This window comes from Nonomuraea sp. NPDC004702, from assembly GCF_053601695.1.
The window spans coordinates 79,529-105,413 of sequence record NZ_JBSGCE010000020.1; the positions used below are offsets into that span (position 1 = coordinate 79,529).

Genomic DNA, 25,885 nt, shown 5'->3' on the forward strand with positions numbered 1-25,885 from the left:
CACCAGGGAAAAGAGGTTTTGCCGTGGCGCGTCCATGGGAAGCTGACGCATCGGCCGAACTGCGACGACGCCTGGGGAGGTCGGCCCTTGAGCTCGGCGATACCACGGCAAGTCCCTCATGTCCTGACATCTGGGAGCTTTCCAACGGCGATATAGCGGTGATCGGACGCGACCTCACGGAGAGTTATCGTGGCCGCCTGCCCGCGGGGGTTAGTATTGCCCGAGACGAACGCCTGGTCGTCATTCCTCGCAAGATGCTCGTAGCCGCCAAGCCGGATATCCCTGATGCTTAGAAACGTCGCTGCGGCGCAGTCCCAGCTGCTCACTCCAGATGAGTATTTCTCCGATTTCTGGCCGTACTTCCGCGGGCTCGAACGGGTCTTCTGGAAACTGGAGACCCGCCAGAGCTATCGCGAGCCGGACGAGCCGAGCTGGCTGGCCCTCGACGCCGGCGACTGGGGCGAGGCGATCCGGCTCATCGACGAGCGTCGCCACGAGATCCAGCGGCCGCTGCGCGAGGCGGGGGAGTTCGCGATGCGGCGCGTCCGGCTCGTCGAGCGGCCCTTCAGCCGCTACCTGCAGTGGGAGCTCTACTACATCCGCCTGCGGGCGCTGGCGGGTGAGCACATCCGCGTGCTCGAAGCCGACCGCCTGCCCGCGCTCGGCTTCCCCGGGCCGCTGCCCGAGCTGGTCGTCCTTGACTCGACGGTCATGTACGAGGTGCTCTACAGCGAGGACGGCACACTGACCGGCGCGCGCAAGATCCTCGACCGGTCGTTGATCGAGAGCTGCGGAGACGACATGGAGAAGATCTTCGGCCAGGGGGTGGAGCTCATTCCGTACATGGCCGCCGAACGCGACGTCCTCCCCCCGCCCCTGCGCCACTCCGCCACGTTGTAGCCCGGTGAACAGGCGGTCGTTCGGGCGCTACTGGGTGACCATCCTGCTCCTGCTGTCGGTGGTCGCCGCTGCCGGGCTGGTCGTCGCCTCGCCGTTCTTCCTGGCCGCTCTGGGGCGCAGCCGCGGCGACTGGTCGGTGCTCGGCGACATCGGCCAGACGTACGGCGCGGCCTCGGCCATCCTGGCCGTCCTCGCGCTCATCGGCGTGGCGTTCTCGCTCGTGCTCCAGGCCAGGGAGGCCAAGTCCGCCAGGGAGCAGGCGCTGCGCACGCTGCACGGCGACCTGATGAAGATGGCGATGGACGACCCGCTCTACCGGGCCTGCTGGGGAGCGTTCTTCGCCTCCGGCGACGAGGAGGGCCAGCGGGCCCACCTGTACGTGAACATGATCCTCAACCACTGGCTGCTGATGTGGGAGCTGCGCTCGATCACCGAGGCGCACCTGCGGGAGATCGCCGCCACCGTGCTCGCCGGGCCGATCGGGCGTGACTTCTGGCGGCAGGCGCGGACGCTGCGGACGGCGAGCGCCGGGTCGCGCAGGGAACGCCGGTTCAACCTGATCATCGACGACGTCTACTCGGAGGTCACCGCCGGCGGGGCGGCGCCCGTGGCCGCGCGGGCGGTCCGCGGGGGGAGTTCCGTGGTGGTGGGGGTCGGGGTGGCGCTCGCGCTGGTTGTTGTCGTTCGGCGTATTTTGCGGGGATTCGTCAGGGGTGGGCGCTAGTTTCGTCCACCATGAGCTACGACCTGTACTTCGGCTCGGAGGACGCCGAGCCGCGCCCGCCGGACCCGGTGGCCTGGAACAACGTCGTCACCCAGGCCCGCGCGCTGCTCGGCGACGTGAGGGTCTTCGAGGACCCGCCCAACTGGGAGCTCGAACACGAGGGCACCGGCATCTCCGTGGACCACTGGGCGGGCGGTTGGGGGATCAGCGTGCCCTACTGGTGGCACGGTGAGGCCGCGGGCCGGGTCGTGGACCTGATGTACCAGGTGGCGCGGATCGTCGAGCGCGAGTCGGGGCTCGACGGCAACGATCCCCAGCTCGACTGCCCGCTCGCGGACGCGGACGCGGCGGCGGCGGTCCGGATCTTCGACGCGGTCGCGGTGCGCTACGGGAGGGTCTGACCCAGCAATCTGAACGATCGGTCGTTAATGTATGCTGGCGGCATGGCCGACGTGAAGGAAGACGGTCGCCGGGCGCGCGGGCAGCGCAGCCGTGAGGCGATCCTCGGGCAGGCCGTGTCGCTGGCCTCGGTGCACGGTCTGGACGGGCTGACCCTGGGCCGGCTGGCCGAAGCCGCCGGAGTCAGCAAATCCGGATTTTTCGCCCATTGGAGGGATAAAGAGCAACTTCAGCTTGACACCATCGAGTGGGCCGTCCGCCAATGGACCGACGAGATCGTCAAGCCCGCGCTCAAGGCCCCTCCCGGCGTGGCCCGCGTCCTGGCCCTGCACGAGGCCCGCCTGCGGTTCTACGAGAGAGGCGTCCTGCCCGGCGGGTGCTTCTTCTACACGGCGCGGGTGGAGTTCGACGACCGTCCCGGCCCGGTCAGGGACCGGGTGGCCGAGTCGATGGCCGACTGGCTGAGGTTCATCGAGCGGCTGGTCCGGGAGGCGGTCGAGCTGGGGGAGCTGCCCCCGGAGACCGACCCGGCGCAGCTCGCGTACGAGATCGACGCCCTCGGCGAGGCCGCGGTCACCCACACCCGCCTGCTCGGCAGGGGCGAGGCCGCCTACGAGCGGGCCCGCCGAGCCGTCCACGACCGACTGAAGGAGTTCGCGTGACCCAGACCCGCCCCGCCCAGGTGCACTTCGACGACCTCGACGCGATGGGCTTGCTGCACAACTCGCGTTACGCCCTGCTGGTCGAGCGCGCGATCTCCGCCTACTGGGCCGAGCAGGGCTGGAGCTTCGACCCGGCGATCTCCAAGTTCAAGGACCTCTACCTGGCCGTCCGCGAGTTCAAGATCACCTACAACGCGCCGGTCATGGGCGCGGGCGAGGTGCAGGTCGACTTCTGGATCGACCGCATGGGCCGCACCAGCGGCGTGTACGGCTTCCGCGTCCTGTCGCAGGACCGCTCGGTCGTGCACGCCGAGGGCTACCGCGTCAACGTCAACCTCGATCCGCAGACCTTCCGGCCCACGCCGTTCAGCGTCGAGCTGCGTACCGCCGCCGAGCCGCTGATGGCGGGCTGAGCCGCCGACGGTAGACCCTGCACTACTGCGGGCCGTTCCCGGCCCCGGATACGGTCACCGGGTGGGAGACAGGACCGCGCTCGAAGCGCTCACGCGGCGGCCGCCCGGCTTCCTCCGGTCGGCCTGGCCGTGGCGGTGCGTGGCGTACCTGGTGGGCAGCGTGGTTCCGGGGGCGGCCGTCGCCCTCGGGGTCATCGCGGTCGGGCTCGCCGGGCCGCCGGCCGGGCTGCTGCTCGTGCCGGTGCTGCTGGCCCTGGTCGTGCCGCTGGTCGCCCGGTTCGAACGGGTGCGGCTGCGCCTGGTGGACACCGTGCCGCTGCCGCCGGTGCCCGACCGGCGCCGGCGGGAGATCGGGGTCGCGGTCATGACGGTGTTCGCGATGTGGTGGATCGACCTGGTCATGCTGGGGTTCACCGTCGGGGGGCCGGTGCTGCTGATCCTGTCGCCCGCGGTCCAGCCGGAGGCCGGGCCGGCCCTGGGCGCCGTGGCTGGCGTGGCGGGGGTGCTGCTGCTGCCGGTGGCGGCGTACACGATCACGGCCTGGGGCGGGGCGCGCGGCGCGATGGTCAGGGCGGTGCTCGCGCCGGCCGGGTCGGAGCTGGGCGAGGTCGTGCGGTCGCGGGCGCGCCTGGTGGACGCCTTCGAGACCGAACGCCGCAGGATCGAGCGCGACCTGCACGACGGCGCGCAGCAGCGGCTGGTCGCGCTGTCGATGACGCTCGGCCTCGCCCGGCTGGACGTGCCCGACGACTCGCCGACGGCCCGGCTGCTCGACGTGGCGCACGACGAGGCCAGGCAGGCGCTGGCCGAGCTGCGCGAGCTGATCCGGGGCGTGCACTCGCAGGTCCTCACCGACCGCGGGCTGGGCGCGGCGATCCGCGACGTGGCCGGACGCTCGCCCGTCCCCGTGGACGTGGACGCCGACGAGCTGGGACGGCTGCCCGCGCCCGTCGAGGTCACCGCGTACTACGTGGTCAGCGAGGCGCTGGCGAACGTGGCCAGGCACAGCGGAGCCACCAGGGCCACGGTCACCGCCCGGACGGCGGCCGGCACGCTGGCCGTCGAGGTGCGCGACGACGGCGTCGGCGGCGCGGACCCGGCCAGGGGCACCGGGCTGACCGGCCTGGCCGACAGGCTCGCCGTGGTGGCGGGAAGATTGTCGGTGTCCAGCCCGCCGGGCGGCCCGACCCTGGTACGAGTGGAGATTCCGTGCGCGTCGTGATCGCCGAGGATGCCGTGCTGCTCCGCGAGGGGCTGGTGGGACTGCTCGAACGGTTCGGCCACACCGTGGCGGCCTCGGTCGGCGACGCCGAAGCCCTGGTCGCGGCGGTCGCCGAGCACCGCCCCGACGCCGTGGTGACCGACGTGCGCATGCCCCCGGACTTCACCGACGAGGGCCTGCGCGCCGCGCTCGGCCTGCGCCGCCGCCACCCCGAGCTGGCCGTCCTCGTGCTCAGCCAGTACGTCGAGCAGACGTACGCGGCCGAGCTGCTGGAGTCCGGCGCCGGCGCGGGCGTCGGCTACCTGTTGAAGGACCGGATCGGCGACGTGCGCGAGTTCGTCGACGCGCTCGACCGGGTGGCCGCGGGCGGCACGGTCGTGGACCCGGAGGTGGTGCGCCAGCTCCTGCGCCGGCGGCGCGACCCGCTGGCCCGGCTCACCCCGCGCGAGCAGCAGGTGCTCGCCCTGATCGCCGAAGGCCGCGCGAACGCCTCGATCGCCAGGGAGCTGGTCGTCACCGACGCCGCGGTGGCCAAGCACATCGCCGGCATCTTCACCAAGCTCGACCTGCCGCCCGAGTCCGACGGCCACCGCCGGGTCCTGGCCGTGCTGGCCTACCTTCGGGGATGACCGGCGGGAAGTCCGAAAAGTAAGGTTCGTTGCCATGAACGAGCAGTGGCAGGAGGTCGGCGACCGGGTATACGTGCGCCGCCATCGGTCCTTCGACCTGAACACGGGCCTGATCGTGGGCGACGGGCACTGCCTGGTGCTCGACACCCGCAGCTCCCACCGGGAGGCGGCCGACCTGATCGACGCGATCAGGACGATCACCGGCCACCCGTGGACGGTCGTGAACAGCCATTCGCATTTCGACCACTACTTCGGCAACGCGCTCTTCCGCCCCGCCGAGATCTGGAGCCACGTCCGGTGCGCCGAGGAGATCGACGTCTACGGCGAGCGGCACCGCGCGGACGTCATCGAACGGCTGCCGGACCGCCGCGCGGAGATGGAGGAGATCGCCATCGTGCCGCCCGACCACACCTTCACCACCTCGGCCAGCCTCGACATCGGCGGACGCATGGTGCACCTGCGGCACTTCGGGCTCGGCCACAGCAGCAACGACATCGTCGTGCACGTGCCGGACGCCGGCGTGGTGTTCGCCGGTGACCTGGTCGAGGAGGGCGCGCCGCCGGCGTTCGGCGACTCCTACCCGCTCGACTGGCCGGACACGACGGCCGCGATGCTCGACGCGCTGCCCGAGCCGGTGTTCGTGCCGGGGCACGGCGCGGTGGTCGGCCGGGCCTTCGTCCAGGAGCAGCAGGCCGAGCTGGCGCTGGTGGCGGAGCTGGCCGCGAAGGCCCATGTGGAGGGGCTGCGCGACTCGATCACGCGGTTCCCGTACCCGGAGGAGGTGTCGCGGCAGGCGATCGAGCGGGCCTTCCTCCAGCTCGACAGGTGAGCTATATTGCAAACTGCAATATAGGGGGAGGCAACATGGCACAACGCAAGGGCCTGGTCGACCTGACCGTGCTCGCCCTGCTCACGATGCAGCCGAGCCACCCCTACGAGCTCCACCGCTTCATCATCGACACGCACAAGGACTACATCACCGGCCTGCCGCGCAGCCTCTACCACGCGGTCGAGCGGCTGGCCAGGGACGAGCTGATCGTCCCCGCCGCGACCGGGCGCGAGGGCCGCCGGCCCGAGCGCACGGTCTACGAGATCACCGACGAGGGCCGCGAGGAGCTGATCACCCGGCTCCGGCGGCTGCTGGAGCAGCCCGACCCCGACCGGCGCGCCTTCGTGGCGGCCATCTCGCTGATCGGCTGCCTGCCGCTGCCCGAGGCGCAACGGGCGCTGCGCACCCGCGCCGCCACCCTCGAAGGCACGCTCGCCGGGATGGAAGGACACATCAAGGCCATGCGCGACAGTGGCCTGCCCGAGATCCTCATGCTGGAGGTCGAGTGCGAGCAGGCGCTGCACGCCGCCGAGCTCGCCTGGATCAGAAGGCTTCTCGACCGGCTCGACCAGGGCGAGCTCGCCTGGACGAGCACGACCGAGGGGTGAGAGAAGGGCCGCCGGAGTGCGCCAACACCCCGGCGGCCGGACATCCGAACACGGCGCCTGCCCTGCCCGGACGCGCAACTCCCAGGATAGGCGCCGCGACGAAAGGAGCTGTGCCATGTCCGAAGAGATCACCCGCCTGGTGGAGCGGATGACCGAGACCTGGAACGCCGGCGACTCCGCCGCCTACGCCGGCCTGTTCACCGAGGACGCCGACTACATCACCTTCTTCGGCCTGCACCTGCGGGGCAGGAAGGCGATCGAGGAGACCCACCGAGCGCTGTTCGAGACCTCCGTCAAGCTCGCCGAGGGCGGCCCCGCGCCGCTCGTCAGGCCGCTGACCGACGACGTCGCGCTGGTGATCGCCGGCGGCAGCTCGTCGGTGGCCGGCGTGCCCGACCCGAGCAGGCAGTCCGTCGTCACGCTGACCGCGCTGCGCACGCCGGAAGGCTGGCGGTTCGCCTCCTTCCAGAACAGCCGGGTGCGCAAGCCGTGAGGAAACGGCTGATCACCGAGGTGGCCGGGGTGGTCGGCGCCCCGGCCGAGCAGGTGTGGCAGGCCCTGACGCGTTCCCTGCCCGAACACCCGATGACCGTCGAGCAGGACGGGTACACCGTGGCCTACCAGGGCGGCTGGTGGTACCGGGGCGAGTGGACCGTGCTCCCGCACCCCGAGGGCGCCCGCGTGGAGCACCGCGTCTACGACGTGGCCGAGCGGGGACGCTGGGCCGTGCCCCTGGCCAACCGGTTCTTCATCGGGTTCGCACAGCGGACGAGAAAGGGCTTCGCCGAAGGCATCGCCCGCATGGGGAAAGAATTGGGGTGCTCCGCCAGGCTGTCCTAGGCTGCTGGCCATGAGCCTGGTGTGGGAACCGCTGACCCCTGACGACGCCGAGGCGCTCGCCGCACTCCTGGCCGCGATCGAGGCCGAGGATCGCACGGGCGAGGTCCACGACCTCGACGACGTCAGGGAGCAGCTCGGCCACCGCCTGATCGACCTGGCCGCGGGGACGCTCGCGGCCAGGCAGGGCGGCGAGATCGTCGCCTACGGCTACCTGCCGACCCGGCAGTCCGCCACCGACACCCACGTCATGCGGCTGTCGGGCGGAGTGCACCCCGCCCACCGCAGGCGCGGGCTCGGGCGGCGGATCGTCGACTGGAGCCTGGCCGCGGCGCCGGGGCTGAGCGAGCGGGCGTTCCCCGGCGTGCAGCCGGAGATCCACCTCTACGCGCCCGACACCAACCTCGGGCTGAAGGCGCTGGCCGAGGGCGCCGGTTTCGTCGCCAACCGCTGGTTCGCCCACATGGGACGCTCGCTGTCGGGCGACCTGCCGGCCGTCACGCCGCCCGCCGGGGTGACCATCGCCCCCTGGTCGCCCGAGCTGGACGAGGGCGCCCGCCGCGTACGCAACGAGGCGTTCCTCGACCACTGGGGCAGCGTCCCGCACACCCCGGAGAGCTGGCGCGACTACATCGTCGGCTCCCAGAACTTCCTGCCCGAATCGTCGTTCCTGGCCCTGCACGAGGGGCAGGCGGTGGGCACGCTGATCACCCACACCTTCGAGGGTTACAACGCGCTGTCCGGCGAGCGCCGGGCCTGGATCCAGATCATCGGCACGCTCCGGGAGTGGCGCGGCAAGGGCGTGGCCGGCGCGCTGATCGCGCACGCCCTGGCCGCCTTCCGCGCGCAGGGGTTCGACACGACCGGGCTGGGCGTCGACGCCGACAACCCCACGGGAGCCGTCAGCGTCTACTCCCGCGCCGGTTTCGAGATCTTCCAGCGCAGCACGAACTACGCCCTGGCCGTCAAACGGGGCTGAGCGCCCCGTCCGCGAGGGGGAACCGGGCCACGAAACCGGCGTCCGTGTACGTGAGGGTGCCGCCGTGCAGGTGGGCGATGTCCCTGGCGATGGGCAGGCCGAGCCCGGCGCCGCCGGCGTCCCTCGCCCGAGCCTCGTCCAGGCGGGTGAAGCGGCCGAAGACGGCCTCGCGGTGCTCCGGCGGGATCCCCGGGCCGTCGTCGCGCACCTCCAGCACGGCCCGGCCCTCCTCGGCGCGCACCCGTACGCGTACGGCCGAGGCGGCGTGCCGTACCGCGTTGTCGGTCAGGTTGGTGACCAGCCGGTCGAGGTGGGCGCGGGAGCCGTGCAGCACCACGTCCGGCTCGATGTCCAGCTCGACCCTGATCTCCGGCCGCCGCCTGGCGCGCAGCGACTCCTCGGCCGCCACCTGACCCAGGTCCAGCTCGTCGGTGCGCAGCGGCTCGCCGGCGTCCAGCTTGGCCAGCATGAGCAGGTCGGCGGCCAGCGACTGCAGGCGTTCGACGTCGGCCAGCGCCTCGCGGGTGAGCTCGCTCTGCTCGGCCAGTTCGAGCCGGGCCCGCAGGGTGGCGATGGGGCTGCGCAGCTCGTGCGCGGCGTCGGCGACGAACCGCTTGTGCCGGCCCACGGCCGTCTCCAGGCGGTCGAGGGTGCCGTTCACGGTGGTGGCCAGGGCCGCGATCTCGTCCTTGGAGCCCGGCACCGGCACGCGCTGGTGCAGGTCGCGGGCCGTGATGTCGGCCACCTTGGCCCTGATCGCGGCCACGGGGGCCAGCGCGCGGCCCACGGAGAACCAGGTCATCCCGGCCACCACGAGCAGCAGGGCGGGCACGCCGGGCAGCAACGCGCCGTACAGGGCCTGGACGGCCTTCTGCACGCCGTCCAGGGAGACCCGCGACCAGAGCGTGGCCGGGCCGGTCGGCGTGCTCACCTGCAGGCCCGCGACGGCGTAGTCGGCCGGCTGCGCCCACAGGGCGGGCGAGCCGGTGGCGCGGCCGGCCAGGACGAGGTCCGGATCGGCGAGCCGCACCACGGACAGGTCGTCCACCATGATGGTGCTCATCTGGGCGGCGGTCGTCGTGGCCGCCGGCGTCGCCCCCTCCGGCATGATCGGCACCGTCTCCGCGTACGGCATCGCCGCCGCGGCGCGCCTGACCGCCTCCTCGCCCGCGTTGCCCTCCAGCGTGCCGCGCAACGCCATGACCAGCACCAGGGCGGCCACGCCGAGCGCCAGGGCCACCACCAGCGTCGCCGCGACGGTGGCCCGCACCCGCACCGACGACAGCCCGCTCGACACCCGGGCCCACGTCGGCCGTCCGAGCAGCGCCTTCATGCCGCCTCCAACCGGTAACCCGCTCCCCGGACGGTCACCAGCGTCGTCCGGCCGAACGGCAGGTCGATCTTCCTGCGCAGGGCGCTGATGTAGACCTCGACGATGTTCGGGTCGCCGTCGTAGGAGAAGTCCCACGCCTGGGCCAGCAGCTCGCTCTTGGACACCACCTCGCCGGGACGGCGGGCCAGCGCGTGCAGCACCGCGAACTCCTTCGGCGTCAGCCCGACCTCCACCCCGCCCCTGCGGCAGCGCAGGCCGGCCGGGTCCACCACCAGGTCGCCGACCGTGATCGTCACCGGCCGCTCGGTCCCGCCGCGCCGCACCAGGGCGCGCAGCCGGGCCAGCAGCACCACGTACGAGAACGGCTTGGCCAGGTAGTCGTCGGCGCCGTTGTCGAGCGACTCGGCCTCGTCGTAGACGCCGTCCTTGGCGGTGAGCATCATGATCGGGGTCCAGTCGCCCGCCTCGCGCAGCCGGGAGCAGACCGTGTAGCCGTTCATCCTGGGCAGCATCACGTCCAGGACGATCACGTCGTAGGCGTTCTCGGTCGCCATCCACAGGCCGTCGCGCCCGTCGTGGGCCACGTCCACGGCGAAGCCCTCGCCCGCCAGCCCGCCCTTGATCAGGCCGGCCAGCCGTTCCTCGTCCTCCACCAGCAGCACTCGCACGACGTCCAGAGTGCCTGAGCGAACCTAAAGCCAACCTGAAGATCATTTCGGGCGCGTTCAGGGTCGCTTCAGGTGCGGGCGAGCACGCTCGGGGGCGTTCGGATGGATTCCACTGAGGAGAATGCATGTTCAAGCGACGTCTCGCGGTCCTCGGCACGGTGGGGGTGCTCGCGCTCGCGGGCCTGGGCGGCTCCGCCCTGGCCGACGGAACCCCCGCACCCGACACCACCACCGCCACCACCACGGCTGTGCTCTGCCGGACGTCGGACGGCAAGGAGGTCAAGCTCGCCGACGGCCCGGCGGCCCGCATTTTCGTCATGCGCGACGAGAAGGGGGAGCGGGCGGACGGCGCGCCTGAGCTCAAGGCCGAGCGGGGCCGCGTGATCGAACTCGCCCCCCGGACGATCACCGAGGCCGCACCGACCACGCCTTCCGCCCCGACCGCCCCTCAGTCCGGCACCGAGGCCGCCCCGACCACGCCTTCCGCTCCGGTCGCCCCTCAGTCCGGCACCGAGGCCGCGCCCACCACCCCGAGCGCCACCGTTCCCGAGGGCGAGGCCGTGCCCGCCGTCCCGGCGACCCCCCTGACCGATGCCGAGGCCGGACCCACCGCCCTTCCTGAAGGCGAGGCGGCGCGGATGCTTCCGGCGCTGCCCGCGACCGAGCTTCCCCCGGGCGCCAAGCAGCTGGACGACCCCAGCAAGGTCGTCCACATCGAGTGCGCCCCCGCCGAGCCCGCCAAGTAGGTTCACCCGGGGAACGACGGGTGCGGGCCGAGCGCCCAGTACTCGTACAGGCCGTGGCCGACGAGCCCGTCGTACTCGAAGCGGCCGACGGCGTCGACCAGGCCCCACATCCTGGCGGCGTCGTCGGGCAGCCGGTACGTCACCCCCTGCACGACCGGCCCCGGCCCCTGGTACATGCCGTGCCTCCACTCCGGCTCCAGCCCGTATCCGGTGCCGGCCATGAGGTGCACCGGCAGCACCGGCGTGCAGCGCACCTCGAACGGCCTGCCGCCCGGCGGCGAGAATGCGATCACGGCGTCCACGACGTCCCGGGTGCCCGGGGCGTAGACCGGGTGGTAGTCCGGCCGGCCGAGGTACTCCTCCTCCCGCCCGTCCGTCCAGACGCGCACGGCCTCCTCCAGCAGCCGCCGGCCACGGTGGTCCTCCTGGATGATGCACAGGATGGCGTGGTCGTCGAACTTCATCGGCGTGTACAGCCAGTAGAACGTGCCGGGGTTGTTCGCCTGGATGCCGGGCGGCTCGGGCTCGCCCACCGGCCGCACGCCCCATGACCGGTCCCTGGTGCCGAGCCAGCGGTCGGGGGTGACCGGGATCACCTGGTCGCCGACGGCGATGCTGCCGGACCAGCGGCCGGTCTGGGCGAGCCGCACCGAGTCGAACATCACCCGTTCCTGCCAGCGCAGGAAGTGGCGGGGTTCGAGGGTCGCCGGGATCGTCCCCTCCCAGTCGAGCTCGAAGGACAGGCCATGCTCGGTCGGCTCCAGGATCACGCGGAGCCGCTTGAGCCCTTCGATCACCTCGACCCGGAAGGGGCCGATCCTGGTGTCCATCCGGTCGGGGCCCAGCTCGCGCGAGGCCCGCACGACCCGGTGCAGGTCGCCGTGCCTTACGAGGGCGAAGGCGTCGGTGACGCCGAGGTTGGGGTACTGGCCGAGGCCGACGATCAGCATGAGCTCGTCGGTGCCGGCGTGGCAGTTGAAGTAGTAGCGGTCGTAGAAGTTGCGGTCGGAGGTGGCGACGTGCCGCATGACCTGGGCGGTCTGGTGCACGGGGTGATCGTCGAGCGGTGACAGCGCCATGCTCGGCTTTGTAGCAAGCGCTTGGTGAACCGTCAACGGGCCGGAACGCGAAAGCGCGCCCCCGCTCTCGTGAGAGCGGGGGCGCGCTTTCGGTCTGGATCAGGGCATGTTGTGCGATGCCTGGTCCGTCTTGTTCTGCACGTTGGACGCCATCCGGTCCGCTGAATGCGCGGTCCTGTCCGCCTTCTCACCGACCCAGCGTGATGCATCGGAGGCAGAGTCCTTCATGTGCTCGGTCCACTGCTGGGCGTTGCGACGGTAGGCCATGTAGCCGATCGCGCCGACCGCAAGACCGGTCAGCAGCACCATCGTCGGCCACCGCCGTGACCGGGACGGTTTCGGGTCGATTCGCTTGGCCGCCGCCGACAGCATCCTGCTGACCTTGGGGGCGACCTGATCCTCGAACCCGTGCGCCGCGGCGTCGAGCCTTGGCGCCGCCCAGTAACGGGCGTCTTCGATGCGCTGTGCGGTGGCCACCTTGGCCTGGTCCGCCATTGGCGCCATGCGATGGCCGGTCTTGACGGCCTGGGCCTTCATGCGGCCCATCCACGTGGCGGGTACCTCTATTACCACGCGGCGTCTCTTCAGTGTCAGGGACACGACAACCTCCCCTGTCGTTGGGGCCCCGCGCTTGACCTTCCCTGGACAAGGCGGCTCAATCATGGCGGTCCATGGGAGGATGGCTCAGGAGGCCGAACGGCCATACTGCTCAGAACATCACAAACAACCCTGTGCATAGAGGGGGGCAGCTGTCTCGTGGCTGAGAAGCTGATCGCAAATCTGAAGACCAATCGCGGCGATATCAAGGTCGAGCTTTTCCCGAACCAGGCGCCGAAGACCGTCCGCAACTTCGTGGAGCTCGCCGAGGGCACCCGCGAGTGGACGCATCCGGAGTCGGGCGAGAAGAGCACGGCCCGTCTGTACGACGGCACCATCTTCCACCGGGTCATCTCCGGTTTCATGATCCAGGGCGGCGACCCGCTCGGCCAGGGCATCGGCGGCCCCGGCTACGAGTTCGACGACGAGATCCACCCGGACCTCTACTTCAACCGGCCCTACCTGCTGGCCATGGCCAACGCGGGCGTCCGGTTCGGCAAGGGCACCAACGGCTCGCAGTTCTTCATCACGGTCGTGCCCACGCCGCACCTCAACGGCAAGCACACGATCTTCGGTGAGGTCGTCGAGGGCCAGGACGTCGTCGACGCCATCGCCAAGACCGACACCGACCGGCGCGACCGTCCCGTCCAGGACGTCGTCCTGGAGTCGGTCACCATCGAGCGCGTACAGGGCTGAGCCGATCGCTGACGGGGGCGGGCCGTCCACGGGTCCCGCCCCCTTCGGGCAGGCATGTCACAGCCCTGATCGACGGCACACAGCTACGTCCGGTACGTCATAGGCTCTGGACATGACCAGCCAGCCGCCCAGCCCGCCCTCGCAGCCCGAGCAGCCTGCCGAGGCGGTCCCCACGTGCTACCGGCATCCCGGCAGGGAGACCTGGGTCCGCTGCCAGCGCTGCGACCGGCCCATCTGCCCCGACTGCATGCGCGACGCCGCCGTGGGCTTCCAGTGCCCCGAATGCGTCGCCCAGGGCAACCAGGGCTTCCGCCAGGCCCGCTCCACCTTCGGCGGCCAGGTCGTCGGCACACCGTACGTCACCTGGGCCATCCTGGCCGTCAACGTCCTCGTCTTCGGCGCCCAATACCTCGTGCCCGCCGTCACCGGCGCGCTGCAGATGTGGCCGGCCGGAGTGGCGGTCTTCGGCGACTACTACCGGCTGGTCAGCGCCGCGTTCGTGCACGCCGGCGTCTTCCACATCCTGTTCAACTGCTGGGCGCTCTACGTCGTCGGGCCCTATCTGGAGCGCGCGTTCGGGCACGTGCGTTACACGGCCCTCTACCTCGTCAGCGCCGTCGGCGGCAGCGTGCTCAGCCTCTGGCTCGACCCGCTCGGCCAGCCGACCGTGGGCGCGTCCGGAGCCATCTTCGGCCTCTTCGGCGCCGTCTTCGTGGTGGGCCGCAAGCTCAACATGGACGTACGCGGCATCGCCATGCTCATCGTGATCAACCTGGTGATCACCTTCGTGTTCCCGGGCATCAGCTGGACAGGGCACGTCGGCGGCCTGATCACCGGTTCGGTGCTGGCGGGAGCGATGGCCTACGCCCCCAAGAACAACCGGACCCTGTGGCAGGTGCTGGCGATCGCGGGAGCGCTGGCCGTGCTAGCCGTGCTCGTGATGGCCCGGACCTCGGCGATCCTGAGCTCGATCTGACTTCCCCAGGCTGTGGAAAAGACTGTGGAAAGAACTAACGCCAGCGGGTGGAAAGAACCACACCGAAGATGATGAAGACAAACCCGATCAGCAGGTTCCAGTTCTGGAGGTCGCTGAAGAAGGGCGCCTGCGGGGCGATGTAGTAGATCGCGATCCACAGGATGCCGATGATCCAGGACACCACCATGGTGGGCGCCAGCCAGCGCGGGCTGACCCTGACCTGCTGGGACTTCTGCGGCGGGGTGTAAACCGCCTTCTTGCGAGCCTTGGACTTGGGCACTGGGTAACTCCTGCTGAGGGCCTGGGCTTCCGGATCGTCCACAGGCTCTTCGTTAAGCGTAGTTGAAGCGTGCCCCAGGATAGTCGCCACGCGCACGACATGGCGATCCCCCACGTCGGGAGATGTCATGAATACGCTGACGACATGCGGTCCATCTTCCGGGCCGTGGGGGAGCTGAGCATCACCGCCGGCCTGGTCCTCATGTTGTTCTGCGCCTACCTGCTCTGGGGCACCGGCGCCTACACCAAGAGCCAGCAGTTGCTGCTCCAGCGCGAGCTGGCCGCCGAGAAGGCGGAGCGCGACCGCGGCCGCATCGACAAAGTCCAGCTCGGCAGGGCCGTCGCCATGCTGAGCATCCCGCGGCTCGGCCGCGACTACCGGTACGCCATCGTCGAAGGCGTGGACGCCGAGCACCTGAAGAAGGGCCCGGGACACTACCCCGACAGCGCCATGCCCGGCCAGATCGGCAACTTCGTGGTCTCGGGCCACCGGACCACGTACGCGGCCCCGTTCAAGGAGCTCGACGAGCTCGAACGCGGCGACGAGATCGTCGTGGACGCCCGCGAGGCCCGCTACACCTACCGCGTCACGTCCCAGGACGTCGTGGAGCCCACGGAGGTGGAGGTGCTCGCCCCCGTCCCCGGCAAGCCCGACATCCGTCCCATCCGCGCCTACATCACCCTCTCCACCTGCCACCCCGAGTACTCCGCCGCCCAGCGCCTCATCGTGTACGGCGTGCTCAAGAAGACCGAGCTCAGAAAGGAATGACATGTACGGCTGGATCTGGCGCAAGCTGCCCGGCGCCCCCCGTCGCAAGGTGCTGGCGGCCGCCTTGCTGGTCATGGTCGTGGGGGTCGTACTCTGGTATGCCGTGTTCCCGCTCCTGGAGCCGGCGGTGACGCTCGACGAGGTGACCGTAAGAAGATGACCCGCGTGCTGGTCGTGGACAACCACGACAGCTTCGTCCACACGATCGTCCAGTACCTGCGCGTGCTGGGCGCCGACTGCGACGTGCGCCCCCGTGACGTCGTGGGCGTGCGCGACGGCGACGCCTTCGACGGCGTGCTCGTCAGCCCCGGGCCGGGCACCCCGGAGGCGGCCGGCGTGAGCGTGCCGCTGGTGCTGCGCGCGGCCGAACGCGGCACGCCCCTGCTCGGCGTCTGCCTCGGCCACCAGGCCATCGCGGTCGCCTTCGGGGCCACCGTGGCCCGCGCGCCCGAGCTGGTCCACGGGCGCACCAGCGCCGTGCACCACGACGGCAAGGGGGTCTTCGAGGGCCTGCCGTCGCCGGTGCCGATGACCCGCTACCACTCGCTCGCCGTGCTGCCGGAGACCGTCCCCGAGGTCCTCGACGTGACCGCCCGCACCGACGACGGGGTGATCATGGGCCTGCGCCACCGCCGGGCGCCCATCGAGGGCATCCAGTTCCACCCGGAGTCGGTGCTGTCCGAGCACGGCCACCGGCTGCTCGGGAACTGGCTGCACGGGATCGTGTAACGCCCGGCTCGCACAGAGCGACTACCAAATGAACGCCCCCGCCGTTGCCCCCGAGCGGCGGGGGCGTTCTCCATGCTCCCCGTGAACCCCGGCTCCCGGCACACCGGAACACCCGCCACCCCGGCCCTTCCGGCAGGGCTCGCCACCCGCCACCCCGGCCCTTCCGGCAGGGCTCGCCACCCGCCACCCCGGCCCTTCCGGCAACGCCAGACGCTCGCGACCCCCGGGCCATCCCCGCACCGGGGGGCGCTCGCGACCCCGGGTCTTCCCGCAACGCGGGACGCTCGCTACTCTCGGCCCTTCCCGATACACGGGACGCTCGCTACTCTCGGCCCCCTTCCCACAACACGGCGCACTCGCCCCCCGGCCCCTTCCGCGAGGCTGAGTGGTCGGCGCGCCGGAAGTTCTGCGGTGGAACGCCGAGGGCCGCCCTTCCCGTGTGGGGAGGGCGGCCCTGGGGGGGTCGGTCAGCCGTTGAGGCCGTCGTCGCCGATCGGGTTGTCCTCGGTCGGCTCGTCGGACGGGAAGTCGTCCGTCTGGTCGTCGGTCGGTTGCTCGGTCGGCTGCTCGTTGGTGGGCGGCGGAGCCGTCTCGGGGCCGGTGGACACCACGATCGTGATCGTCGTGTTCGGCGGCAGCTTCTGGCCCGCGCCCGGGTTCTGCTGGATGACCGTGCCCTCGGCCTGGCTGTCGGCCTGCGGCGACACCTTCACCTTGAAGCCGGCGCCCTTGAGCGCGGCGATGGCGTCCTGCTGGGTGTAGCCGGTCACGTCGGGCAGCTCGGTCAGCTCGAACGGCACGTAGAGGGTGACGCTGGCGTCCTTCTCGATCTCGGTGCCGGCCGCCGGCTTGGTCTCGAAGACCTTGCCCTGGGGCTTGGCGGACTGCTTGGTCTTGACCACGCCCTTCAGGCCGACGTCGGCGAGGGCCTTCATCGCGTCCTGGGTGTCCATGCCGATGAGCCCGTCGGGTACGGCGACCTTCTCCTTGCCCTTGGACACGACCAGCTTGACCGTGGCGCCCTTCTCGACCTTCTCGCCCTCCGCCGGCTCGGTCCGGATCACCGTGCCCTTGCCGAACTCGTCGCTGGCCTCCTGCACCACCTCGGGCTTCAGGCCCAGGGTGATGAGCGCCTTCTGCGCGGGATCCAGCTTCTGCGTGGCCAGGGCCGGGATGGTGATCGAGGCGTCGGTGGGCGCGGCCTTGGTGCCGAACACCAGGTAGCCGACCGTGACGAAAGCGCCGATGATCAGCAGCGGGATGATGATCCACAACGCTGTCTTGACCGCGTTGCCGCCACCGCCGGAGGCCCTGCGCCGCCCCACGCGGGTGCCGTCGCCGTCGCCGTACTCGTACGGCGGGACCGCGCCGGTGCGCTGCGTGGCCGGGCCCTGGGCCGCCTGGGTGGCGGTCATCATGCGGGTGCCCTGGTTGAAGTTCCCGGTCATCGCCATCGTCTGGGCGTCGACCGGCATGCCGGACATGGCCCGCTGGATGTCGGCCCGCATCTCGCCGGCGTTCTGGTAGCGGTGGGCCGGGTCCTTGGCCATGGCCTTGAGCACGATCGCGTCAGCCCACGCCGGGATCTCGCGGTCGATCTGCGAGGGCGGGATCGGCTCTTCGCGGACGTGCTGGTAGGCGATCGCCACCGGGGAGTCGCCGGTGAACGGCGGCTGGCCGGTGAGCAGCTCGTACAGCACGCAGCCGGTGGAGTAGATGTCGCTGCGGGCGTCGACGCGCTCGCCGCGGGCCTGCTCGGGCGACAGGTACTGGGCGGTCCCTATCACCTGCGCCGTCTGGGTCATGGTGGCGGCCGAGTCGGCCATCGCGCGCGCGATGCCGAAGTCCATCACCTTGACGTCGCCGGCGCGCGTGATCATCACGTTGGCCGGCTTGATGTCACGGTGGACGATGCCGCCGCGGTGGCTGTAGTCGAGCGCGCGCAGGATGCCGTCGACCAGCTCGGCCGCCCGCTCGGGCAGCAGCCGGCGGTCCTGGCGCAGCAGGTCGCGCAGCGTCCGGCCGTCGACGTACTCCATCACGATGTAGGGCACCGGGGTGCCGTCGGTGACGTCTTCGCCGGTGTCGTAGACAGCGACGACGGCGGGGTGGTTCAGTGAGGCCGCCGACTGCGCCTCGCGGCGGAAGCGGGCCTGGAAGGTGTGATCGCGCGCCAGGTCGGAGCGGAGGGTCTTGATCGCGACTATGCGGTCCAGCCGGATGTCTCGGGCGCGATACACCTCGGCCATGCCGCCGCGCCCGACGACACCGTCGAGCTCGTAACGACCTCCGAGTAGCCGAGGCTGAGTCATTTCCTGCACTGTCCCTTACCGTTCATCTTGGGTACCGGCCTGCTCGGGGGGCCGCCGGTGTCCATCATCGACCCCGTAGCGCATCACGTCTCCTCCTTCGGCGGGTTTGTGCCACCCGGGTCCGGCGAAGCGGTTGGTGTCGGAGTTGTCGGTGTCCTGCTGGGCGTTGGGGTGGTGGGGGTGGGAGTCGGGGTACGGGTGGTCGGGGTTGGCTTCGGTGTCGGCTTCTTCGTAGGAGTAGCCGACTTGCTTACCGTAGCCGACCGCGAGGGTACCGGCCGCGTCGACTTCACCGGAACCGCCGGGGGTCGGCGCGTGCGCTTCTTCGTCCGCGTGGGCCTGAGCAGCTCAGGCGACTGCATCGGGGAGTGGCTGGGCTCGGCGATCTCCGGCAGGGGAGGCGGCGTCGTATCGCGGTTGGCGAACGTGATCGCGCTCAGCCCCACCGCGGCCACGCAGCCGGCCGTCGCGACCAGCGCCAGCGTCCGCGCGCCGCGGCGGCTGCGTGGCGGCGGGTCGGGCGGGCTCTGGACGGTCGTCGCCGGGGCGAGGCTCTCGGTCGCCCGCTGGTCCTCCGTGGCCGGCTCGCGCACCCGGAAACCCGCCGGATCGGTGTACATGCTCAGGTCGGCGCCCTGCTCGACGCCCTCGACCAGCGACTGGCGCAGCACGTACGCCCGGTCGGCCGCCTCCAGCGCCGAGGCCGGACGCATCCCCGGCTCCTTGGACAGCAGCGTCATGACCAGGTCGCGCACCGGGACGGGCACGTCCGCGCCGAGCGGCGGCGGCTGCTCGTTGAGGTGCAGCAGCGCGATCGCCACCTGGCTGTCGGCCCGGAACGGCGTGTGGCCCGCCAGGCACTCGTAGGCCACCACGCCCAGCGAGTACAGGTCGGTCGCGGGCGTGAGCGGGAAACCCTGGGCCTGCTCCGGGCTCACGTACTGGGCAGTGCCGAGGACGGTGCCGGTCTGCGTGACGGGCGCGGCCTCCAGGGCGCGGGCGATGCCGAAGTCGGTCACCTTGATCGTGCCCTCGCGGGTGACCAGCAGGTTGCCGGGCTTGACGTCCCTGTGGATGATCCCGGAGGAGTGGGCCGCGTGCAGCGCCTTGGCGGTCTGGTGCACCACGTCGAGGGCCACCTCGGGCCCGAGCGCGCCGTTGCGCCCCAGGATGGCCGACAGCGGCTCGCCGTGCACCAGCTCCATCACGAGATAGGCCAGATCGCTCTGCTCGCCGTAGTCGAAGATCTGGGCCACCCCGGGATCGGCCAGGGCGGCCGTGAGCCGCGCCTCGTTGCGGAAGCGCTCGCGGAACGTGGGGTCGGCGTGCATGTGACTGCGCAGGATCTTGACCGCGACCTCGCGGCCCAGAAGCTCGTCACGGGCGCGCCACACCTCTCCCATACCGCCCGTGGCGATGCGGGAGAGCAGGAGATAGCGGTTACGGAGCCGCATGACCCAGCACGTTACCGTCACTCACTTGTTCAGCACCGCCTCCAGCACAGCCTTTGCGATCGGGGCGGCGGTGTGGCCGCCCGTGGCCTCCGCGCCGACGTTGGCCGCGCCCGACTCGACGATGACCGCCAGCGCCACCTTCGGGTCCTCGGCGGGCGCGAAGGAGATGAACCAGGCGTGCGGCGGCGCGCCGTTGCTGGTCTCCGCGGTGCCGGTCTTGCCGCCCACCTGGACGCCCGGCACCTGCGCGAGGTTGGCCGTGCCGTTGTTGACCACGCTGACCATCATGTCGCGCAGCTTTTTCGCCGTCTCGGAGCTGACCGCCTCGGTCAGCTCCTCGGGCTTGGCCTCCTCCATGACGTCGTTCTTGGAGTCGGTGATCTTGTTCACCAGGTACGGCTTCATCACCTTGCCGTCGTTGGCGATGCCGGCCGCGATCATGGCCATCTGCAGGGGCGTCATCCGGTTGTCGCGCTGGCCGATCGAGGCCATCGCGAGCGCGGCGTCGTCGTACTTGCTGCCGAAGTCGCTCTGGGCCACCGACATCGGCACGCCGATCTGCTTGCCCATGCCGAACTTCTCGGTCTGCTCGTTGAGCCTGTCGAAGCCCAGCTGCATGCCGATCTTGGCGAACGGCGTGTTGCAGGACTTCTCCAGCGCGTACACGAGCGGCACCTGGCCAGCGCCGCAGGCCGCGCCGCCGTAGTTGGGCAGGCTGATGTTGGTGTTGGGCAGCGGCAGCCGCTGCGGCGCGTCGACCGTGGTGTCGCCGCCGCGCGAGGAGTCGTCCTCCAGGTACGCCGCCGCCGTCACGACCTTGAACGTCGACCCCGGCGGGTACGTCTGGGCGATGGCCCGGTTGAGCAGCGGCTGGCTCTTGTCCTTGTCCAGCTCGTTGTAGCGGGAGAACACCGTGCCCTTGTCGGTGCCCGACAGCTCGGCCGGGTCGAAGGTGGGCAGCGACACCATGGCCAGGATCCCGCCGGTCCGCGGGTCGAGCGCCACCAGCGCGCCGCGCTTGCCGCTGGCGCGCAGGGCGTCGTAGGCCGCCTTCTGCGCCTTGGGGTTGATCGTGAGGTCGACGTTCGCGCCCCTGGTCGGCTCGCCCGTGAACAGGTCGATGCTCCGCCGCAGCAGCAGGTCGGCGCTGGAGCCGTCGAGCAGCTTGTTCTCGGCCCCCTCGATCGCGCTCGCGCTCTCGGGCGAGAAGTAGCCCGTGACGTGCGCGTAGAGCTTCCCGTCGGTGTACTTCCTGACGAACCGGAAGTTCTTGCTGTCGGTCTCCACCGACTGGGCGATCACCTTGCCGCCGGCGGTGATGCGGCCGCGTTCGACGGCGTAGCGCTCGTAGTAGTTGCGGCGGTTGCTCGGGTTGGAGCGGTAGTCGTCGGCCCGGACCGCCTGGAGGATGTTCACGTTGATCATCAGGAGCGCGAACATGACCAGGCAGGCCACGGCCGCGCGCTTCAGAGTGCTGTTCATCGCTGGAACACCTGGGTGAGTCCTTCGTTCTGGATCGCCTGGGGCGGGGGCCGTCGCGCCGCGTCTGACATGCGTACCAGCAGCGCGATAAGGATCCAGTTAGCCAGCAGCGCCGAGCCGCCCTGCGACATGAACGGCGTGACCAGGCCGGTCAGCGGGATGAGGTTCGTCACGCCGCCGACGATGATGAACACCTGCCAGGCCAGGATGAACGACAGGCCGCCCGCCAGCAGCTTCGAGAACGGGTCGCGGGCCACGAGCGAGGTGCGCAGGCCGCGCTCGACCAGCAGCGCGTAGAGCATGAGCAGCGCCATCAGGCCGGTCAGCCCGAGCTCCTCGCCGGTCGCGGCGAAGATGAAGTCGGAGAAGCTCAGCGGGATCAGGTCGGGGTGGCCCTGGCCGAGCCCGGTGCCGAGGATGCCGCCCGCGCCGAAACCGAACAGCCCCTGCATGATCTGGTAGCTCTTGCTGCACATCGGGTCGCCCGGCGGGTCCTCCAGGCAGACGGGAGCCGTGCCGTAGTAGACCGGGTTGCTCGGGTCGAGCCAGGCGTCGAAACGCGCGCCCACGTGGTCGAAGACCTGCCCGGCGAGGAAGGCGCCGCCGACGAACAGCAGGATGCCGATGAGCACCCACGAGGTGCGCTGGGTGGCGATGTAGAGCATCGCGATGAACGTCCCGAACAGCAGCAGCGAGGTGCCCAGGTCCTTCTCGAAGACCAGCACCAGCAGGCTGAGGCCCCAGGTGACCAGGACCGGCCCGAGGTCCCGGGCACGCGGCAGGTCGATGAAGAGCAGCCGCCGCCCGGCCAGCGCCAGCACGTCGCGCTTGGCCACCAGGTAACCGGCGAAGAAGACCACCAGCGCCAGCTTGGCGAACTCGCCCGGCTGGATGGAGAAGCCGCCGATGCGGATCCAGATCTTGGCGCCCTGGACCTCGCTGAGCGAGCCGGGCAGCAGCGCCGGGATCGCCAGCAGCACCAGGCCCACCGCGCCCGCCGTGTACGTCAGGCGTTGCAGCATGCGGTGGTCGCGCAGCACGATCAACGTGATCGAGAACATCACGACGCCGACGCCGGTCCACATGATCTGGTTGGCCGCGGAGGCGCCGCCCATGTCGGCCGACTCCAGCCGGTAGATCATCACCAGCCCGAGGCCGTTGATCAGGGTCACCAGCGGCAGGATCAGCGGGTCGGCCCATGGCGCGAACTTGGCCAGCACCAGGTAGGCCGCCAGCATCAGGCCGCCCAGGCCCAGCCCGTAGGCCAGCATGCCGGCCGGCACCTTGCCGTCGACGGCCAGGCCGACGTTGGCGTAGGCGCCCATGATGATCAGCACCGCCAGGGCGAGCAGGACCAACTGGGCCACCCGCCGTTTGGCCGGCATCGGGACGGGGGTCGCGAGCATTTCTGCCATTTATTGCGATTTCGTCTTGGTGGCGGAGGGAGTCGGGGACGTGGCCGTGGTGGAGCTCGTGTCGCCCTTGTCGTCCTGGGAGAACTTCAATCCGTTTATCTTCGTCACGCCTTCGTTGACGTCGGTGACGGGGATGCCGCTCTTGATCAGGGCCTGGTCCGCCGGGGACAGCTTGGAGACCGGACGGCCGGTGCGCTTCTCCACGTGGAAGAACTCGATCGGCCCCACCTCCTGCTTGATCCCCTGGAAGATGACCACTTCGTCGCCCCTGGCACCGACGAAGAACTGGTCCTGGGTCCACTGCCATCCGAGGTAACCGCCGGCGCCCAAGGCGACGGCGCCCACCCCGAGCACGGTGACCAGCACGGGCCACACACGACGGCGCCGCCCCGACCGCCGGGTCGCCTGCGCGACCGGCTCATCGAAGTCGTCACCGTCGGCGATCGCCGGCTGGGGTGCGGTCACCGCGCTCACTCGCCCCGGCTGGGTCTCCGGAGCGCCTCCTCGCAGCCTGGTCATCCCCGCGGCGCCGACGACCGCCGCCTCCACGGGAACTTCCTGGCCGTCGCTGATCTCCAGCACGTCGGCGAGCACGCACGTGATGTTGTCGGGCCCGCCGCCCCGGTTCGCCAGATCGATGAGCTGGCGGACCACCTCTTCGGGGTCGTCGATGTTGGTCAGCGTGGCGTGCAGCGTCTCGGCGCTCACCACGCCCGACAGGCCGTCGGAACAGAGCAGGTAGCGGTCGCCCACCTGCGCCTCGCGCAGGGTGAGGTCGGGATCGACCTCGCCGCTGCCGTCGAGCGCGCGCAGCAGGATCGATCGTTGGGGGTGCGTGGCCGCCTCTTCGGGCGTGATGCGCCCGTCGTCGACGAGCTGCTGCACCAGGGTGTGGTCATGGGTGATCTGGTAGAGCTCGCCGCGTCTCAGGAGGTAGGCGCGCGAGTCGCCCACGTGCACCAGGGCGACCTGGGTGCCGTTCCAGAGCATGGCGGTGAGCGTCGTGCCCATGCCTTTGAGGCTGGGATCCCGCCCGACCATCTCGTGCAGCCGGCGATTGGCGTCGCGCACCGCTGCCTCGATGGCGTTGAGCAGGTCACCCCCCTGTTGGGCCTCTTCCAGAGAGGCCATGGCGGCGATGGCGACAGAGCTCGCCACCTCGCCGTGTGCGTGCCCGCCCATGCCGTCGGCGACGGCCAGCAGGCGGCCGCTAGCGTACGCCGAGTCCTCGTTCCCTTCGCGGAGGAGGCCGACGTCCGAGCGGGCGGCGTAGCGGAGTGCGATGGTCATTTGCGCAATTCAATGACTGTCTTGCCGACGCGGATCGGAACACCGAGCGGCACCGGGGTCGGACGGGTGACTTTCGAGCGGTCGAGATACGTGCCGTTGGTCGAACCGAGATCTTCCACGATCCACTGACCGTCCTGAGGGAAGAGCCGGGCATGCCGGCTGGATGCGTAGTCGTCGCTGACTACCAGCGTGGCGTCGTTCGCCCGGCCAATGGTGATGGGCGTCTCCGTGAGGTTAATGGTGGTGCCCTGCAATGGGCCACCGGTAACGATGAGCTGGCGTGGCTCGCCCTTTTTGCTCTTGGGCTTGGCCACCGGTTTGGCGGGCTTCACGGCTTTGCGCGGGCCCGCGGGAGCCGTGCGTGAACCGAACAAGTCAGTCCGGATCACGCCGACTGCGGCAATGACGAAAAACCACAGCACCGCCAGGAAGGCGAGCCGGATCAGCAGCAGCGTGAGCTCGGACATGGACCGTCTGTCTACCCCTAATCGCGCCGGAACACCAGAGTCGTGCGTCCCAGCGTCACTCGCGTGCCGTTCTGGAGCTCGATTCTGCGTACCGGCTGGCCGTTGACGAAGGTGCCGTTCGTCGAACCGAGATCGACGAGGGCCACGAGCTGCCCCTCGACGCGCAGCTCCGCATGGTGCCGCGAGACTCCCGGATCGACAAGACGAAGATCGCAGTCGGTGCCCCTGCCTAGCAAGGTCACCGGCGTGGTGAGCTCGTAGGAGCGGTCGCCCTGCGGGTCGTCCTGGGTGGAGACGAGCAGCCTGGGCCGCCCGTTGAAGGCCCCGGGCCTGGACGGGGGCAGGTCGCTCGCCGGCTGGCGGATCTCGTCCTGCTCGACCGTCGCGCCGCGGATGACGCCGGACCGGATGCGGAACAGACCCACAGCCAGGTCCCCGGCGGTCTCGAAGCGCACCCGGACCGGTCCCACGAAGGAGTAGCCCTGTTCCTTGGCGTACTCCCTGGCGAGGTTGGCCAGCTCGTGGCTGATGCTGTCGGCGTAGACCTCAAGCCGTTCGCTGTCGGTCGTGGACAGCTCCACCACGAAGTCGTTGGGCACGAGCGTCCGGCCCTGTGCGACGATCGCCGCCCGCTCGTCCATCTCCCGTTGAACCGCGCTGGCGACCTCGACCGGCTGAAGGTCAGATTTGAACGCCCGCGCAAAGGCCCCCTCAACCAAGCCTTCGAGCCTTCGCTCGAAGCGCTGAAGGACTCCCACCGGGTACCTCCCTTCTTCCCTGCATATGATCGCGGCCCCAGACGCTTCCGGCGCCCGGTTTCCGCTCGTCCCACGTGGCGGCGTCGTGACGCTCGTTGCCAGTCGCGCCCAGCTCCTCCGCTTCCGTGTCTTCTGCGATCGTATCCGGGTTCAGTACCAGTGGCTGTTCCGTGCTACTGTTTCTCCGCACCCACAAACGGGCGGGTGGCGGAACGGCAGACGCGCACGGTTCAGGTCCGTGTGTCCGAAAGGACGTGAGGGTTCAAATCCCTCCTCGCCCACTCGGTGACTAGGGGATCCTTGGTCGCCGGCCTTACAGGTCGGCTTCCTCGGGTCCCCTCGTCATATCTGCCCGGGGGATGACCCCCGGACCCCCAGGGGGACAAGCGTTCGGGGGATTCTCCCCCGGACCCCCGTCCATGAGGGTTGCTGTTCGTGGGTCTGGCCCACCGTTTCGTACCGGGTCTTGCTGCGCAAGGGTTCTGGGATTTCTTTCTTGTGACGTGGTTCTTGGACCTTAGGTCAGCTGGCTTGCAGTGAACTTTCTGGTGGCTTGCGTGATTTAGGTCACATTGGTTTGGTGGGCGGGTTCGGGTGATCCTGAGGGCTACGGCAAACTGTGGCCGCTGGGTT

The 25,885-nt window shown here is 70.4% G+C and carries 31 protein-coding genes and 1 tRNA gene; 20 read left to right on the top strand and 12 right to left on the bottom strand.

All coding sequences use genetic code 11. From position 1 onward, the window contains the following. Positions 1–23: 23 nt before the first annotated feature. The 13 genes from ACWEJ6_RS24880 (at position 24) to ACWEJ6_RS24940 (ending at position 8,202) form a co-directional block, all read left to right on the top strand. Entirely contained in the window at positions 24–293 is a 270-nt protein-coding gene (locus ACWEJ6_RS24880) for a hypothetical protein (protein ID WP_358291054.1), read from the top strand. Further along, positions 286–900 (top strand): DUF6879 family protein, encoded by a 615-nt coding sequence (locus ACWEJ6_RS24885; RefSeq protein ID WP_452426495.1) that lies wholly within the window; start codon positions 286–288, stop codon positions 898–900. The genes ACWEJ6_RS24880 and ACWEJ6_RS24885 overlap by 8 nt, the downstream gene beginning before the upstream one ends. Before the next feature lie 4 nt (positions 901–904). Further along, positions 905–1,624 (top strand): DUF6082 family protein, encoded by a 720-nt coding sequence (locus ACWEJ6_RS24890; protein WP_452426497.1) that lies wholly within the window; start codon positions 905–907, stop codon positions 1,622–1,624. A gap of 11 nt (positions 1,625–1,635) precedes the next feature. Then, the gene (locus ACWEJ6_RS24895) at positions 1,636–2,025 is read left to right on the top strand and encodes a hypothetical protein (RefSeq protein WP_452426499.1); all 390 of its coding nucleotides are present in this window, start codon (positions 1,636–1,638) and stop codon (positions 2,023–2,025) included. Between the two features lie 42 nt (positions 2,026–2,067). Continuing rightward, positions 2,068–2,685 carry a TetR/AcrR family transcriptional regulator gene (locus tag ACWEJ6_RS24900; RefSeq protein ID WP_387671965.1) on the top strand — a complete coding sequence of 206 codons (618 nt, stop codon included), beginning with the start codon at positions 2,068–2,070 and terminating at the stop codon, positions 2,683–2,685. Continuing rightward, a complete protein-coding gene (locus ACWEJ6_RS24905) occupies positions 2,682–3,098 on the top strand; it encodes an acyl-CoA thioesterase (protein ID WP_452426501.1) in 417 nt (138 codons plus the stop codon). The genes ACWEJ6_RS24900 and ACWEJ6_RS24905 overlap by 4 nt, the downstream gene beginning before the upstream one ends. A gap of 61 nt (positions 3,099–3,159) precedes the next feature. Then, complete coding sequence (locus ACWEJ6_RS24910; protein ID WP_452426503.1) at positions 3,160–4,320, top strand: sensor histidine kinase; 1,161 nt, start codon at positions 3,160–3,162, stop codon at positions 4,318–4,320. Continuing rightward, positions 4,308–4,949 (top strand): response regulator, encoded by a 642-nt coding sequence (locus ACWEJ6_RS24915; protein ID WP_452426505.1) that lies wholly within the window; start codon positions 4,308–4,310, stop codon positions 4,947–4,949. Before ACWEJ6_RS24910 ends, ACWEJ6_RS24915 begins: the two co-directional genes overlap by 13 nt. Positions 4,950–4,983: 34 nt before the next feature. Then, positions 4,984–5,778 carry an MBL fold metallo-hydrolase gene (locus ACWEJ6_RS24920; RefSeq protein WP_397155006.1) on the top strand — a complete coding sequence of 265 codons (795 nt, stop codon included), beginning with the start codon at positions 4,984–4,986 and terminating at the stop codon, positions 5,776–5,778. Between the two features lie 35 nt (positions 5,779–5,813). Beyond that, positions 5,814–6,386: a PadR family transcriptional regulator gene (locus tag ACWEJ6_RS24925; protein ID WP_452426507.1), complete on the top strand. Its 573-nt coding sequence runs from the start codon at positions 5,814–5,816 to the stop codon at positions 6,384–6,386. Between the two features lie 115 nt (positions 6,387–6,501). Next, positions 6,502–6,879: an SgcJ/EcaC family oxidoreductase gene (locus ACWEJ6_RS24930; RefSeq protein ID WP_452426509.1), complete on the top strand. Its 378-nt coding sequence runs from the start codon at positions 6,502–6,504 to the stop codon at positions 6,877–6,879. Further along, the gene (locus ACWEJ6_RS24935) at positions 6,876–7,226 is read left to right on the top strand and encodes a hypothetical protein (RefSeq protein ID WP_452426511.1); all 351 of its coding nucleotides are present in this window, start codon (positions 6,876–6,878) and stop codon (positions 7,224–7,226) included. Before ACWEJ6_RS24930 ends, ACWEJ6_RS24935 begins: the two co-directional genes overlap by 4 nt. A 10-nt stretch (positions 7,227–7,236) precedes the next feature. Next, positions 7,237–8,202 (top strand): GNAT family N-acetyltransferase, encoded by a 966-nt coding sequence (locus ACWEJ6_RS24940; RefSeq protein ID WP_452426513.1) that lies wholly within the window; start codon positions 7,237–7,239, stop codon positions 8,200–8,202. On the opposite strand, the gene ACWEJ6_RS24945 is transcribed toward ACWEJ6_RS24940, so the two are convergent. Both ACWEJ6_RS24945 and ACWEJ6_RS24950 read right to left on the bottom strand, forming a co-directional pair. Further along, positions 8,189–9,535, bottom strand: coding sequence for an ATP-binding protein (locus tag ACWEJ6_RS24945; RefSeq protein ID WP_452426515.1), 1,347 nt, complete (start codon positions 9,533–9,535; stop codon positions 8,189–8,191). The genes ACWEJ6_RS24940 and ACWEJ6_RS24945 overlap by 14 nt on opposite strands. Then, positions 9,532–10,203 carry a response regulator transcription factor gene (locus ACWEJ6_RS24950; protein WP_352363329.1) on the bottom strand — a complete coding sequence of 224 codons (672 nt, stop codon included), beginning with the start codon at positions 10,201–10,203 and terminating at the stop codon, positions 9,532–9,534. Before ACWEJ6_RS24950 ends, ACWEJ6_RS24945 begins: the two co-directional genes overlap by 4 nt. Positions 10,204–10,328: 125 nt before the next feature. Between ACWEJ6_RS24950 and ACWEJ6_RS24955 the strand changes: the two genes are divergently transcribed. Continuing rightward, positions 10,329–10,949, top strand: a complete 621-nt coding sequence (locus ACWEJ6_RS24955) for a hypothetical protein (protein WP_452426517.1) — start codon at positions 10,329–10,331, stop codon at positions 10,947–10,949. Positions 10,950–10,951: 2 nt separating this feature from the next. Here the strand turns inward: ACWEJ6_RS24955 and ACWEJ6_RS24960 are convergent, their stop codons facing one another. Both ACWEJ6_RS24960 and ACWEJ6_RS24965 read right to left on the bottom strand, forming a co-directional pair. After that, entirely contained in the window at positions 10,952–12,028 is a 1,077-nt protein-coding gene (locus ACWEJ6_RS24960; RefSeq protein ID WP_452426519.1) for a hypothetical protein, read from the bottom strand. A gap of 99 nt (positions 12,029–12,127) precedes the next feature. Beyond that, positions 12,128–12,565 (bottom strand): hypothetical protein, encoded by a 438-nt coding sequence (locus tag ACWEJ6_RS24965; RefSeq protein ID WP_352363324.1) that lies wholly within the window; start codon positions 12,563–12,565, stop codon positions 12,128–12,130. Between the two features lie 219 nt (positions 12,566–12,784). Here ACWEJ6_RS24965 and ACWEJ6_RS24970 point away from each other — a divergent pair, with 219 nt between their 5' ends. Together ACWEJ6_RS24970 and ACWEJ6_RS24975 are read left to right on the top strand one after the other, a co-directional pair. Continuing rightward, entirely contained in the window at positions 12,785–13,321 is a 537-nt protein-coding gene (locus ACWEJ6_RS24970) for a peptidylprolyl isomerase (protein WP_352363322.1), read from the top strand. A 112-nt stretch (positions 13,322–13,433) separates the two neighbouring features. Next, complete coding sequence (locus ACWEJ6_RS24975) at positions 13,434–14,297, top strand: rhomboid family intramembrane serine protease (protein ID WP_358291022.1); 864 nt, start codon at positions 13,434–13,436, stop codon at positions 14,295–14,297. A 34-nt stretch (positions 14,298–14,331) separates the two neighbouring features. On the opposite strand, the gene ACWEJ6_RS24980 is transcribed toward ACWEJ6_RS24975, so the two are convergent. Beyond that, positions 14,332–14,577, bottom strand: a complete 246-nt coding sequence (locus tag ACWEJ6_RS24980; RefSeq protein ID WP_387671998.1) for a cell division protein CrgA — start codon at positions 14,575–14,577, stop codon at positions 14,332–14,334. Positions 14,578–14,721: 144 nt separating this feature from the next. Here ACWEJ6_RS24980 and ACWEJ6_RS24985 point away from each other — a divergent pair, with 144 nt between their 5' ends. The 3 genes from ACWEJ6_RS24985 to ACWEJ6_RS24995 are packed head-to-tail and all read left to right on the top strand — an operon-like array spanning position 14,722 to position 16,074. Continuing rightward, the gene (locus ACWEJ6_RS24985; protein ID WP_387672001.1) at positions 14,722–15,345 is read left to right on the top strand and encodes a class E sortase; all 624 of its coding nucleotides are present in this window, start codon (positions 14,722–14,724) and stop codon (positions 15,343–15,345) included. A 1-nt stretch (position 15,346) separates the two neighbouring features. Continuing rightward, positions 15,347–15,505: a hypothetical protein gene (locus ACWEJ6_RS24990; protein WP_452426522.1), complete on the top strand. Its 159-nt coding sequence runs from the start codon at positions 15,347–15,349 to the stop codon at positions 15,503–15,505. Further along, a complete protein-coding gene (locus tag ACWEJ6_RS24995) occupies positions 15,502–16,074 on the top strand; it encodes an anthranilate synthase component II (RefSeq protein ID WP_364327984.1) in 573 nt (190 codons plus the stop codon). The genes ACWEJ6_RS24990 and ACWEJ6_RS24995 overlap by 4 nt, the downstream gene beginning before the upstream one ends. A gap of 467 nt (positions 16,075–16,541) precedes the next feature. Here ACWEJ6_RS24995 and pknB read toward each other — a convergent pair whose 3' ends face one another. The 7 genes from pknB to ACWEJ6_RS25030 form a co-directional block, all read right to left on the bottom strand. Continuing rightward, a complete protein-coding gene (gene pknB / locus ACWEJ6_RS25000; protein ID WP_452426525.1) occupies positions 16,542–18,386 on the bottom strand; it encodes a Stk1 family PASTA domain-containing Ser/Thr kinase in 1,845 nt (614 codons plus the stop codon). Between the two features lie 83 nt (positions 18,387–18,469). Next, positions 18,470–19,840, bottom strand: coding sequence for a serine/threonine-protein kinase (locus ACWEJ6_RS25005; RefSeq protein WP_387672009.1), 1,371 nt, complete (start codon positions 19,838–19,840; stop codon positions 18,470–18,472). Positions 19,841–19,861: 21 nt separating this feature from the next. Further along, positions 19,862–21,322, bottom strand: a complete 1,461-nt coding sequence (locus ACWEJ6_RS25010) for a peptidoglycan D,D-transpeptidase FtsI family protein (RefSeq protein ID WP_387672012.1) — start codon at positions 21,320–21,322, stop codon at positions 19,862–19,864. Then, a complete protein-coding gene (locus tag ACWEJ6_RS25015) occupies positions 21,319–22,737 on the bottom strand; it encodes an FtsW/RodA/SpoVE family cell cycle protein (RefSeq protein WP_358291006.1) in 1,419 nt (472 codons plus the stop codon). Before ACWEJ6_RS25015 ends, ACWEJ6_RS25010 begins: the two co-directional genes overlap by 4 nt. Then, positions 22,738–24,027, bottom strand: a complete 1,290-nt coding sequence (locus tag ACWEJ6_RS25020) for a Stp1/IreP family PP2C-type Ser/Thr phosphatase (protein ID WP_452426528.1) — start codon at positions 24,025–24,027, stop codon at positions 22,738–22,740. Further along, positions 24,024–24,494 carry an FHA domain-containing protein FhaB/FipA gene (locus ACWEJ6_RS25025; protein WP_357693136.1) on the bottom strand — a complete coding sequence of 157 codons (471 nt, stop codon included), beginning with the start codon at positions 24,492–24,494 and terminating at the stop codon, positions 24,024–24,026. The genes ACWEJ6_RS25020 and ACWEJ6_RS25025 overlap by 4 nt, the downstream gene beginning before the upstream one ends. 17 nt (positions 24,495–24,511) lie before the next feature. Continuing rightward, entirely contained in the window at positions 24,512–25,252 is a 741-nt protein-coding gene (locus tag ACWEJ6_RS25030; RefSeq protein WP_125640997.1) for an FhaA domain-containing protein, read from the bottom strand. Positions 25,253–25,450: 198 nt separating this feature from the next. Between ACWEJ6_RS25030 and ACWEJ6_RS25035 the strand changes: the two genes are divergently transcribed. Then, a tRNA-Leu gene (locus tag ACWEJ6_RS25035) sits at positions 25,451–25,533 on the top strand. The last annotated feature ends 352 nt before the right edge of the window (positions 25,534–25,885 follow it).

Excerpts from the sequence above, each read along its gene's own strand:
- ACWEJ6_RS24885 (WP_452426495.1), top strand. The coding sequence starts at position 286 with ATGCTTAGAAACGTCGCTGCGGCGCAGTCCCAGCTGCTCACTCCAGAT.
- ACWEJ6_RS24895 (WP_452426499.1), top strand. The coding sequence starts at position 1,636 with ATGAGCTACGACCTGTACTTCGGCTCGGAGGACGCCGAGCCGCGCCCG.
- ACWEJ6_RS24900 (WP_387671965.1), top strand. The coding sequence starts at position 2,068 with ATGGCCGACGTGAAGGAAGACGGTCGCCGGGCGCGCGGGCAGCGCAGC.
- ACWEJ6_RS24920 (WP_397155006.1), top strand. The coding sequence starts at position 4,984 with ATGAACGAGCAGTGGCAGGAGGTCGGCGACCGGGTATACGTGCGCCGC.
- ACWEJ6_RS24925 (WP_452426507.1), top strand. The coding sequence starts at position 5,814 with ATGGCACAACGCAAGGGCCTGGTCGACCTGACCGTGCTCGCCCTGCTC.
- ACWEJ6_RS24930 (WP_452426509.1), top strand. The coding sequence starts at position 6,502 with ATGTCCGAAGAGATCACCCGCCTGGTGGAGCGGATGACCGAGACCTGG.
- ACWEJ6_RS24940 (WP_452426513.1), top strand. The coding sequence starts at position 7,237 with ATGAGCCTGGTGTGGGAACCGCTGACCCCTGACGACGCCGAGGCGCTC.
- ACWEJ6_RS24945 (WP_452426515.1), bottom strand. The coding sequence starts at position 9,535 with ATGAAGGCGCTGCTCGGACGGCCGACGTGGGCCCGGGTGTCGAGCGGG.
- ACWEJ6_RS24955 (WP_452426517.1), top strand. The coding sequence starts at position 10,329 with ATGTTCAAGCGACGTCTCGCGGTCCTCGGCACGGTGGGGGTGCTCGCG.
- ACWEJ6_RS24960 (WP_452426519.1), bottom strand. The coding sequence starts at position 12,028 with ATGGCGCTGTCACCGCTCGACGATCACCCCGTGCACCAGACCGCCCAG.
- ACWEJ6_RS24965 (WP_352363324.1), bottom strand. The coding sequence starts at position 12,565 with ATGAAGGCCCAGGCCGTCAAGACCGGCCATCGCATGGCGCCAATGGCG.
- ACWEJ6_RS24975 (WP_358291022.1), top strand. The coding sequence starts at position 13,434 with ATGACCAGCCAGCCGCCCAGCCCGCCCTCGCAGCCCGAGCAGCCTGCC.
- ACWEJ6_RS24985 (WP_387672001.1), top strand. The coding sequence starts at position 14,722 with ATGCGGTCCATCTTCCGGGCCGTGGGGGAGCTGAGCATCACCGCCGGC.
- ACWEJ6_RS24990 (WP_452426522.1), top strand. The coding sequence starts at position 15,347 with ATGTACGGCTGGATCTGGCGCAAGCTGCCCGGCGCCCCCCGTCGCAAG.
- ACWEJ6_RS24995 (WP_364327984.1), top strand. The coding sequence starts at position 15,502 with ATGACCCGCGTGCTGGTCGTGGACAACCACGACAGCTTCGTCCACACG.
- pknB (WP_452426525.1), bottom strand. The coding sequence starts at position 18,386 with ATGACTCAGCCTCGGCTACTCGGAGGTCGTTACGAGCTCGACGGTGTC.
- ACWEJ6_RS25005 (WP_387672009.1), bottom strand. The coding sequence starts at position 19,840 with ATGCGGCTCCGTAACCGCTATCTCCTGCTCTCCCGCATCGCCACGGGC.
- ACWEJ6_RS25010 (WP_387672012.1), bottom strand. The coding sequence starts at position 21,322 with ATGAACAGCACTCTGAAGCGCGCGGCCGTGGCCTGCCTGGTCATGTTC.
- ACWEJ6_RS25015 (WP_358291006.1), bottom strand. The coding sequence starts at position 22,737 with ATGGCAGAAATGCTCGCGACCCCCGTCCCGATGCCGGCCAAACGGCGG.
- ACWEJ6_RS25020 (WP_452426528.1), bottom strand. The coding sequence starts at position 24,027 with ATGACCATCGCACTCCGCTACGCCGCCCGCTCGGACGTCGGCCTCCTC.
- ACWEJ6_RS25025 (WP_357693136.1), bottom strand. The coding sequence starts at position 24,494 with ATGTCCGAGCTCACGCTGCTGCTGATCCGGCTCGCCTTCCTGGCGGTG.